This is a genomic window from Arsukibacterium sp., assembly GCF_033722355.1.
GTDB lineage: Bacteria > Pseudomonadota > Gammaproteobacteria > Enterobacterales > Alteromonadaceae > Alishewanella.
The window spans coordinates 1-9685 of the sequence record NZ_JAWVZF010000106.1; the positions used below are offsets into that span (position 1 = coordinate 1).

A 9685-nucleotide genomic window follows, 5' to 3' on the forward strand; every position below is an offset into this window, starting at 1 on the left:
AACACGTTAAAACCAATCAGGCTCGCCCGACGATAGCCTGCCATTCGGCGCTCATAGGGTTAACTAAATGAATGTGCTAAGCATGTAGTACCGAAGATGTAGGTTTTTCGGACGGGGGTTCAACTCCCCCCAGCTCCACCACCTAACAAAAGGCCAGCGCAAGCTGGCCTTTTGCTTTTCTGCTTTAATTGGAAAGCTTTGGTTATCGACCCTGGTTGCCAAAGTCGACGCTGGCTGTTTGCTGCGGCACTCTTTCTTAAACCGTTTCAATAGCCTGATAACTGACGAATAAATGGCTTACGGATTGAATCGCATAAATTTTGCCGTTGGCCCCACCACTTGTGTTCTTTTCAAAAAGCTGTGTAATACTGGAAACGAATCTTTCTAACCACAGGCCTTTCTAATGTTTAAACATCTGACTCTAAGCCTCTTGTGTCTTGGTTTATTTGGCTGCTCCCCCTCCGATATACCGAAGGAACAAGCCACAGCTCCCGTTACAGAGCAAAGCGGTGAAAAATATGCAGTGCTGTTTGGTGGCACCCAGGTGGGTGAGCTCAAAGTTGAAAGATTGAATAATGAGTTGACTATTGATTATGGCTACAGCAACAATGGTCGCGGTGCCAGCAGTGTTGAGAGTCTGCGACTAAACGATTCGGGCTTGCCCCTGGAATGGAAAATTTCCGGCAAAACCGTATTCGGTAATGCTGTTGAAGAATATTTTACTGTTACTCAAAGTACAGCAGCCTGGCAGGATGCCGCTGGCGGTGGCAAGGCACCGTTCTCAGGTGAATCGGTATATGTCGCGCAAAATGCCAGCCCTTATGCCCTTTATATTTATGCCAGTGCCTTATTGAATAGTGATAGTAATACCTTAGCTGCCCTGCCTGGCGGCCAGTTAAGACTAGAAAAGCTCGAGAACATTTCGTTGCAAAGCACAACTACTGACCAGCCAGTCGATGCCAGCATTTATGCTATTTCCGGGATCAGTTTAGACCCCAGTTATATTGCGCTTGATAACGACCGGCAAATGCTGGCCTACCTGACGCCACGCTTCACCCTGCTGAAGCAGAATTTAATCGCAGAAGATCAGACATTGCGGCAGCTGGCAGCGAAGTTAAATACCTCACGCTTTGAAGAGATAGCCAGGCGCGCCAGCAACAACTTTGATAAACCGGTACGGATTAACAATGTACGGATCTTTGAGCCACAGACGTTATCACTATCCGCACCCAAATCAGTATTGCTGAATCAGAATAGAATCGCTGCAATTGACGACGTAGTGCAAACGCCTGCTCCTGACGAGGTCGTTATTGAGGGCAACGGTGGCACCCTTATTCCGGGTTTATACGAAATGCATGCACATATGAGTGACGATGACGCCCTGTTAAATGTAATGGCAGGCATTACCTCAGTGCGCGATATGGGTAACGACAATAAAGTACTTGAGACCCTGGAAAATAAAATCAACGGTCATGTATTAATTGGTCCGCGTATTACCAAAAGTGCATTTATCGAAGGTAAAAGCCCGTTTTCAGCCGCCACCGGCGAGCTTGCAGCAAGCGAGCAGGAAGCCGTTGATTTAATCAGGAAGTATGCCGAACGCGGCGGCTATCATCAGATTAAAATTTACAGCTCGATTAAAGGTGAGTGGGTGCCAGCTATGGTCGCTGAGGCCAAAAAACACGGTATGCGGGTAGCAGGTCACATTCCGGCATTTTCTAAAGTCGATGAAATGATGGCAAGCGGCTATAACGAAATTACCCATATCAACCAGCTGATGCTAAGTTGGGTGCTGGAAAGAGAAGAGGACACCCGTACTTTATTCCGGATCACCGGCATGAAACGTTTTGCCGATCTCGATCTTGATAGTGAAGCGGTAAAAACCTCTTTGGATATTATGGTCGATAAAAACATTGCCATCGACCCGACCATCGTCATCCATGAATTCGGGCTTACCGGCCGCAACGGCGAAACGCGGGTGGGTATGATCGATTATATTGATCACATGCCAATTGGTACACAGCGTTCAGCTAAACAAGCCTTGCTGAATGTAGTAGATGAGGCGGAGGACAAAGCCTATAAAGCGGCCTTTGATAAAATTCTGGCCACCTTAACAGTGATGCATCAACGCGGGATTTTTATTGTTCCGGGCACAGACTTAGGGGGTGCGTTTGAGCTGCACCGTGAGTTAGAGTTATTCTCAAAGATTGGTATGTCAAATGCGCAGGTTCTGCGCCGGGCCACTTATGACATGGCCAGTTACTTAGGCCACCAAGAGCAGTTAGGCAGTATTGAAACCGGCAAACTGGCCGACTTTTTCCTTGTGCCGGGTAATCCGCTACAAGACCTAGGCGCCATTAAAAAAGTCGCAATGGTGGCTAAAGACGGCGAAATTTATTTTCCTTCCCAGGTTTATCCTGAATTTGGCATTAAACCCTTCACTGATGTGCCGCGGGTCCATAGCGGCAACTAACCTCGGTTGCAAGACATGCTAAAGAGCCACCGCAAGGTGGCTTTTTTGTTTATTATGTCGTTCAGAGCTCAGGCTTGCCCTGGCGCAGCGCCTTGGTTTTACTGCGCTGCTTCTTAACTTCCAGCCGCCGTTGCTGGCTACCATAGGTGGGCTTGGTTGCCAGCCGTTTTTTCTGGACCTTGGCCACCGACTGCACCAGCTCGATAAACTGCGCCAGGGCTAACTCCCGGTTCATTTCCTGGCTGCGGCTTTGCTGGCATTTAATAATCACTTTGCCACTTTTGGTAATGCGGTGATCACTGCGGCTCAGCAAACGCTGTTTGTAAAAATCTGGCAGCGACGAAGCGGCAATGTCAAAAATAATCTGTACCGCAGTCGCTACCTTGTTAACATGCTGGCCACCGGCACCTGAGGCACGAATAAATTGCCACTCCAGCTCGCTGTCTTCAATCGCTACACTGCCTGATATTGTAATTGCCACGCATATCCTGCCTTTTTTGCTTAAACCGATGTTTTATGAACTTAAGCTTAATTTTTGTATGAGAAAGTGATAAAAAAGTTTAGAAAATTTACAACTGTAAAATCAAGCCATTACTAAAATATTATCTTATATTGGAACAGATGAATTAAATCTGCGTTTGACCCTTTGCACTCAAATCTGCATAGTTATTACGCCTGAGCACAGTGAAGTGCGCCCTTACTTTAACATGGACGGATATGTCTTAGCAGGTTAAGCATACAACATATACCGTAAAATTATCCGATAGATCAGGTTGTACTATCCTCTTTAGGGCATAAAGATGACATTGTTGAATCCGCCATTATCTCAGCCGGAGCAAAAACGTTTTGACCCGGCCAAACTTGCAGAAAATTCAGATGATCAGATAAACCTATCTGATTTCAATAAATATTTTTATGCTTCACAAGCAATTAGTCATCAGCAAAAGAACAAAGTCTTCCGATTGCGTCATAAAGTATATTGTGAAGAGCTTAACTTTGAACCGGCCAGGCTTTCAGGCCTGGAACAGGACGATTTTGACCGCAGGGCGCTGCATTGCAGCCTGGCCGACACGCAATCGGGTGAACTGGCAGGAACAGTGCGCCTTATCCATTGCCAGCAGGATCCAGGCCCACTGCCAATAGAAACCTATTTTGCCGGCCGGATTACCGTGCCGCATTTATCACCCGCCTGTTTCCCAAGGCAGCATGTCTGTGAAATCTCCAGACTGGCCGTTGCTGCCCAGTTCCGACGCCGGATTAAAGATTCAGCTGCCAAGGATTTGCCGGCGCTAAGCAGTTCATCGCGCCCCTTTAACCGTTATATTGCGATAGGACTTTATCTGATGGCAACGGCGCTGTGCCTGGAGAATGGCTACTACCATGGCTTTGTCACCATTGAACCCAGTCTGGCCAGAGTATTACAACGCATTGGCATTCATTTTAACCCGATTGGTGAAGCAATCGATTTTAATGGCAAACGGGCGCCCTACTATCTGGATGCCAGGGACGTCGTTGCCAATCTGCAACCCGAGTATCGTGATCTGATGCGCCGGTTAACTGATCAGCTGCTAACGGAACCACCACAATCGATCTCAAACAAGCCAACGATAGCAAATACCTCACTAAAATGGGCCATCGCCTGATTAACGGCGTAATAACAGCATTGTCAGCCAGCAGAGCACTGTTATGGATTCGTTAAGTCAGATGTGTTTAGGCGCGGGCGTTGCCACTTTGGTAATGGGCCATAAGGTACCGGTTAAACATGCAGTATTGTGGGGTGCGGTGGCCGGCACTTTACCCGATTTGGATGTGTTGTTTGATGCCGGTGATGCCATCGGCAATATGATCAGTCACCGCGCGCAGTCTCATGCGCTGTTTTATCTGGCCCTGGTTAGTCCCCTTCTGGCATGGATTGTCACAGCGATTCACCGCCAATCTGCGCTTTTCCTCCGCTGGTGGCTGGCAATGGGCCTGGTGCTGATTACCCACCCGCTGCTGGATGTGATGACAATATATGGTACCCGGCTGGGTTTGCCGTTTACTGATACCCCCTTTGGCGTCGGTAGTATTTTTATTATCGACCCTCTTTATACTTTACCGTTGCTGCTAAGCTTAATCGTTGCGCTGCTTAAACCAAGCTGGAGTGTCAGGGCTGCGGCGTCGGGTCTGGGTTTGTCAACGGCCTATCTGCTTTGGAGTTTCAGTGCCCAGCAGTGGCTTGATACCCGGGTCAGGCAGGCGTTACCTGCACCCGATGCCGGGGCAGTACTGGTTACCCCCACCCCGTTCAACACCATGTTGTGGCGGATCCTTATCATGACTGATAACGGCTATTATGAAGGCTTCTGCAACATATTACAGCGCCGGGCTGACGTAGAGTATCAGTTTTATCCAGAGGATAACCGTTTAAAGCAGCAGTATGCTGATCATCCTGACGTCGCAAGAATTGCGGCGTTCAGTCATGGGTTTTATAGTTTAGTGGCCGAGGATGATAAGCTGATCCTCACCGATCTCAGGATGGGATTGCGGCAAAACTACGCGTTCAGCTTTCGGGTGACGCCCGATGCATCCTCGCCTGCAACGGCTCAGCCACGAAATTATGATATGGGCACTACGGTGCGCTGGATCCAACGGCAACTGGTCGCACCGGATTGAGCACTGACCAGTTGCCGACGCCAGCTTTACAGCCGGATAGCCAGACCATCATTAAGCGCCCTGCGATAGGCGGTAAATGCCGGAATACAGGCCAGCAGGGCGCTGACCAGCAGCACGGCTCCGGCCCAGTACAGGGTCTGCAGGGTGAAAGGGTTGATATTGATAAACAGCCCATAGCTGCTGGCCAGCCTGTCCTGTAAAGCCCACAGGGAGACAACCAAAGTTACCGCCGCCACCAGCAGGGCCAGTAAAGTGAGCAGCAACACTTCCAGCTGAATAAGCACAAACAGATACCACGGATGTGCACCCACAGCACGTAATATCGCCATTTCGCGCTGCCGCTCTTTCATAGAGGCAAGTAACGTTGTCATCATACCAACCAGACCAGCCACCAGCACCAGCAAGGTAATCAGCAACAGCAGGTTTTCCACCATGCTCAGCATTTGCCATAATTCTGCCAGCGCGACCCCCGGCAAAATCGCTGATAACGCTTCACCACGAAATTCATTTATTTGCCGCTGTACGACAAAGGTTGCCATTCTCGACTCCAGCCCCACCATAAATGCCGTGATTGCCTTGGGCGTTAAATCCTGTTGTAACGCCTGTTCAGCACTGATTTTACGTCCCGGTACCGGTGCCCCCTGCTGCCAGTCGAGATGAATCGCTTCAATACCTTCAAGGCTGACATGAACCGTCTGATCAAGCGGCGTACCGGTTGGCGCCAGAATGCCGGTTACGGTAAACGGCTTATCTTTATGTTCACTGAAACTGACTGCACCGACACCGTGAGCCAGTGTGATCTGATCTCCGAGCTTGTAGCCCAGTTTTGCGGCAACTTCAGCCCCCAGCACAGTGTCATATACCTTATTAAACGGCTGACCTTCCCTGAATTTTAAAGACTGATCATTGGCATAACGATAATATTTAAAATAATCGGTATTAGTCCCGAGCACCCGGTACCCCCGGTGCGAGTCGCCAAGCGCCAGCGGAATCGTCCAGCTTATTTGCGGATGCTTACGGATCCGCTGATAGGTAGCCCAATTGACATTGGCAGTGGCATTGCCAATCCGGAATACCGAATACAGCAATAAATTCAGCTGGCCGGAACGGGCGCCCACGATTAAATCGGTACCGGAAATGGTACTGGTAAAGCTTTGCCGAGCTTCTTTTCGCAGGTGTTCAATACCGAACAACAGCACCAGACTAATGGTAAGCGAGAATAATGTCAGCAGTGCCGTGCCCCGACGGTTCCATAAACTTTGTCTGGCGAGCTTTAACAACATGGCTGTACTCCTTGTGCCAGATGCTGCATATCCAGCTGCTGCGAAAAATAACGCCGTAACGTGGCATCATGGCTGACAAAAATTACACTGGTCTGGCAGGCGTTAGCCTGCTCCAGCATGACTTGCATAAAACCATCCCGGTTGTCAGCATCCAGAGCGGAGGTCGGCTCATCCGCAATCAGTAAAGCCGGGCGGGTAAGTAAGGCACGGGCGATAGCGACGCGCTGCTGTTGGCCGACACTTAATGCCGCAGCCTGTTGCTGAATAAGCTCGGGACCAAGGGCGAGGCTTTGCAGCAGTTTAATGGCCCGCTGTTCGCTGGCTGTCTTATCTAACCCGGCAAAATGACTGCTGAGTAACACGTTATCCAGCACTGATAAATAGCTGATCAGGTTTAGCTGCTGAAATACCACGCCGATTTTGCGTGCCCTTACCGTATCTCGCTTTGCTGCCGATAAGCGGCTGAAGGATTCGCCGCCGAGTTTAATCTCGCCTTGTCTGGGGCTGATAATGCCTGCCAGCAAATTCAGTAATGTCGTTTTACCGCTGCCTGACGCACCTTTAATAAACAGATGCTCGCCTTGCTGCAGGGTCAGCGCCGGTAAACTTAGTTGCCACGCTGCGGTCTGATAATAGAACACGACATTTTTGAGCTCAATAGCAGGAATTTTCGGCTTGTCGGTCACAGGTGTAGTCCCGGTCATGTTATGATTACTCCGTTAATTGGCGTCTATTATGCAAAATTAAGAGGGTAAGCTCCAATGCTTAACAAGTTATCTGTTACGTTATCTGCGCTATTGGTCGCAAGTTTTAGCATGATGCTAAATGCCAGCGAAGTAAAAACTATCGAGTGGACTGATTTAATGCCAGAAGAAGATCTGGCTGCGCTACAGGCTATGCCGGAAGTACAGCACGATTACAGTCAGCCATCACCATTTGATGATAACTATAACGGTGATGACCCCGTTGCCGGGCAGTGGCAGCAAATTTTACAGTCAGCCAAGGTAAAAGAAGAGTTTAATAATACTAAGGTACGCATCCCGGGTTTTATTGTGCCGCTGGAGTTTGACGATCAGCAAAATGTAACCAGTTTCTTTCTGGTACCCTACTTCGGTGCCTGTATTCATGTGCCGCCACCGCCGCCAAATCAGATTATTTTTGTCAGTGGTGCCAAAAACCTGAAAGCAGATATGATTTATTCGCCCTTCTGGATTAGTGGTACTCTTACCACTACACCGATGAGCCACGATTTAGCCAACGCAGCCTACAGCCTTAAAGCAGATTCGGTAGAAGAATATACCTATTGATCGTGCTGCAATATCAAAAAAGCCCTCGCCGATGTTAAGTCAAAGAGGGCTTTTTGTTATCGCCAGTGCTCGTTTTACGAACAACCTTAAAATGCCACAACGTTATCAACTAAGCTGATTTCAGCAGCGCCCTGCTGACCATTAATTACCCACTGCACTGTGATTTTTTCCACGCTTGGCACCAGATTAAACAGCGTTACCGTCATTTCGTTAAGACGCGCCGGTTGCTGACAAACCAAGCTGATATTGGCGTAAAAATCACTGTGAGCGGTGCTTACCTCAGCATTTAAATCGGTGTTGGCGTCAGCGTCTGCGAGTTCACATCCAGCCTGCGGATTAACCGTAAACCATTTTCCCTGGCGCAGCACTTCGAGCGCAGCGGCAACTTCCTGACGTTGTTCGTTGGTTTTAGGCGCATGCTCAAAACCGACGATATTATAAGCCGCTGACTGCAATGCGACCATTGCTTCACTGCCTTCAAGCACAACAGTCAACGTGGCATGACCATGCACATGACTGCCCGGACTAGTGAACTCATCATGCTCATGATCATGCTCATGCTCATGCTCATGCTGTTCAGCATGCTTATGACTGTGCGACTGTGCCAGCGCCAGTGGTGGGGTTAACAATAATGCGCTGATTGCCAGTGCCGATAACACGCTGCCTGCGGTTGCCCTGAAACGAAACGCTGCCATCAGAAAAGTCCTTATGTTTTTTACAGTGGCAATATCATACCTGCTTGTTAACGCAGCGCAATATGTTGGGGTTATCAACGGACAGTAACAGATGACATCGTTGATCTGCCGCTGGCAGCCCTGCGTAACCATGGCTATTGTGTCAATGAGTCAGGATGTATGGCCAGACTAATCGTTATTCTCGGAGATCAGCTCAGTCCGGCGCTACCGGCACTGCGTGAGGCAGACAAAGACGACGTTTTTTTGCTTGCTGAAGTTAAGCAGGAAGCCAGCTATGTGATGCATCATAAACATAAAATTATTCTCCTGTTTAGTGCCATGCGCCATTTCGCTGAGGTGTTGCGCCAGCAAGGCAATAAGGTCGTTTATCTACCATATCAGCAAGGCATACCCTCCCTTAGCGAAGCGGTAAAGCATACCCTCAAACAACATCCGCAACTGACAGGGATTATGTTGACCGAATGCGGCGAGTACCGGCTTCAACAGGAAATAAACGATTGGCAACAAAACTTTGAGTTACCTGTGAATATTCTGGAAGACGATCGGTTTTTATGTAACGCGGCGATGTTTGCGCAATGGGCTGATGGTCGTAAGCAGCTGCGGATGGAGTACTTTTACCGCGAAATGCGGCGCTACACCGGCTTATTGCTGGACAATAAAAAACAACCGCTGGGCGGCCAGTGGAACTTCGATAAAGCTAACCGGAAAACACCGCCTGCTGACTTGCAGAGCGTGGCGCCTCTAACGTTTGCTCCTGATAAGATTACGACCGAAGTAATGGAGCTGGTTACTCTGCATTTTGCCGATAACCCAGGCTCAGCGGATAACTTTTGCTACGCGGTAACCGGTAAGCAGGCGCGGCAGGCTTTTAATCATTTTGTCAGCGAACAACTGAGCAGGTTTGGTGATTATCAGGATGCCATGCTGATGGATCAACCCTTCCTGTTTCATAGCATTTGCTCCGTTTACCTCAATTGCGGTTTACTGGATGTACGCTGGATGTGTCAGAAAGTAGAAGCCGCCTATAAGCAGGATAAGGTAGCGATTAATGCTGCTGAAGGTTTTATCCGCCAGCTTATCGGCTGGCGTGAATACGTCAGGGGCCTGTACTGGTTGCTGATGCCGGACTATAAAAGCCGCAACTTTCTTAATGCGAAACGACCACTGCCAGGCTACTACTGGGATGGCAAAACTAAAATGCGCTGTATGCAACAGGCTATCAGTCATACTCTGACTCATGCTTACTCGCACCATATCCAGCGACTGATGGTT

The 9685-nt window shown here is 49.0% G+C and carries 9 protein-coding genes and 1 other RNA gene; 6 read left to right on the forward strand and 4 right to left on the reverse strand.

Annotation, left to right across the window (positions count from 1 at the left end; genetic code table 11):
• Both ssrA and R3177_RS10190 read left to right on the forward strand, forming a co-directional pair.
• Nucleotides 1-141: a transfer-messenger RNA gene (gene ssrA, locus R3177_RS10185) on the forward strand; the annotation flags it as partial.
• 262 nt (nt 142-403) lie between these two features.
• Nucleotides 404-2473: an amidohydrolase family protein gene (locus R3177_RS10190; RefSeq protein ID WP_318970928.1), complete on the forward strand. Its 2070-nt coding sequence runs from the start codon at nt 404-406 to the stop codon at nt 2471-2473.
• Nucleotides 2474-2534: 61 nt separating this feature from the next.
• On the opposite strand, the gene arfB is transcribed toward R3177_RS10190, so the two are convergent.
• Nucleotides 2535-2954 (reverse strand): alternative ribosome rescue aminoacyl-tRNA hydrolase ArfB, encoded by a 420-nt coding sequence (gene arfB / locus R3177_RS10195; protein WP_318970929.1) that lies wholly within the window; start codon nt 2952-2954, stop codon nt 2535-2537.
• Nucleotides 2955-3273: 319 nt separating this feature from the next.
• On the opposite strand from arfB, the gene R3177_RS10200 reads away from it, so the two are divergent.
• Nucleotides 3274-4116: a PEP-CTERM/exosortase system-associated acyltransferase gene (locus R3177_RS10200; RefSeq protein ID WP_318970930.1), complete on the forward strand. Its 843-nt coding sequence runs from the start codon at nt 3274-3276 to the stop codon at nt 4114-4116.
• 43 nt (nt 4117-4159) lie between these two features.
• Nucleotides 4160-5128, forward strand: a complete 969-nt coding sequence (locus R3177_RS10205; protein ID WP_318970931.1) for a metal-dependent hydrolase — start codon at nt 4160-4162, stop codon at nt 5126-5128.
• A 26-nt stretch (nt 5129-5154) separates the two neighbouring features.
• On the opposite strand, the gene R3177_RS10210 is transcribed toward R3177_RS10205, so the two are convergent.
• Both R3177_RS10210 and R3177_RS10215 read right to left on the reverse strand, forming a co-directional pair.
• Nucleotides 5155-6411 carry an ABC transporter permease gene (locus tag R3177_RS10210; RefSeq protein ID WP_318970932.1) on the reverse strand — a complete coding sequence of 419 codons (1257 nt, stop codon included), beginning with the start codon at nt 6409-6411 and terminating at the stop codon, nt 5155-5157.
• Complete coding sequence (locus R3177_RS10215) at nt 6402-7115, reverse strand: ABC transporter ATP-binding protein (RefSeq protein WP_318970933.1); 714 nt, start codon at nt 7113-7115, stop codon at nt 6402-6404. Before R3177_RS10215 ends, R3177_RS10210 begins: the two co-directional genes overlap by 10 nt.
• Before the next feature lie 57 nt (nt 7116-7172).
• On the opposite strand from R3177_RS10215, the gene R3177_RS10220 reads away from it, so the two are divergent.
• On the forward strand, nt 7173-7718 hold the full coding sequence (locus tag R3177_RS10220) for a DUF3299 domain-containing protein (protein WP_318970934.1): 546 nt from the start codon (nt 7173-7175) through the stop codon (nt 7716-7718).
• 86 nt (nt 7719-7804) lie between these two features.
• On the opposite strand, the gene R3177_RS10225 is transcribed toward R3177_RS10220, so the two are convergent.
• Nucleotides 7805-8413: a ZrgA family zinc uptake protein gene (locus R3177_RS10225; RefSeq protein ID WP_318970935.1), complete on the reverse strand. Its 609-nt coding sequence runs from the start codon at nt 8411-8413 to the stop codon at nt 7805-7807.
• Between the two features lie 159 nt (nt 8414-8572).
• On the opposite strand from R3177_RS10225, the gene R3177_RS10230 reads away from it, so the two are divergent.
• Nucleotides 8573-9685 (forward strand): cryptochrome/photolyase family protein (locus tag R3177_RS10230; RefSeq protein ID WP_318970936.1); only part of this gene is annotated, 1113 nt, incomplete at its 3' end.

Bases quoted from the DNA above. Each gene is read 5' to 3' on its own strand.
- R3177_RS10190 (WP_318970928.1), top strand. From the start codon at position 404: ATGTTTAAACATCTGACTCTAAGCCTCTTGTGTCTTGGTTTATTTGGC.
- R3177_RS10200 (WP_318970930.1), top strand. From the start codon at position 3,274: ATGACATTGTTGAATCCGCCATTATCTCAGCCGGAGCAAAAACGTTTT.
- R3177_RS10205 (WP_318970931.1), top strand. From the start codon at position 4,160: ATGGATTCGTTAAGTCAGATGTGTTTAGGCGCGGGCGTTGCCACTTTG.
- R3177_RS10210 (WP_318970932.1), bottom strand. From the start codon at position 6,411: ATGTTGTTAAAGCTCGCCAGACAAAGTTTATGGAACCGTCGGGGCACG.
- R3177_RS10215 (WP_318970933.1), bottom strand. From the start codon at position 7,115: ATGACCGGGACTACACCTGTGACCGACAAGCCGAAAATTCCTGCTATT.
- R3177_RS10220 (WP_318970934.1), top strand. From the start codon at position 7,173: ATGCTTAACAAGTTATCTGTTACGTTATCTGCGCTATTGGTCGCAAGT.
- R3177_RS10225 (WP_318970935.1), bottom strand. From the start codon at position 8,413: ATGGCAGCGTTTCGTTTCAGGGCAACCGCAGGCAGCGTGTTATCGGCA.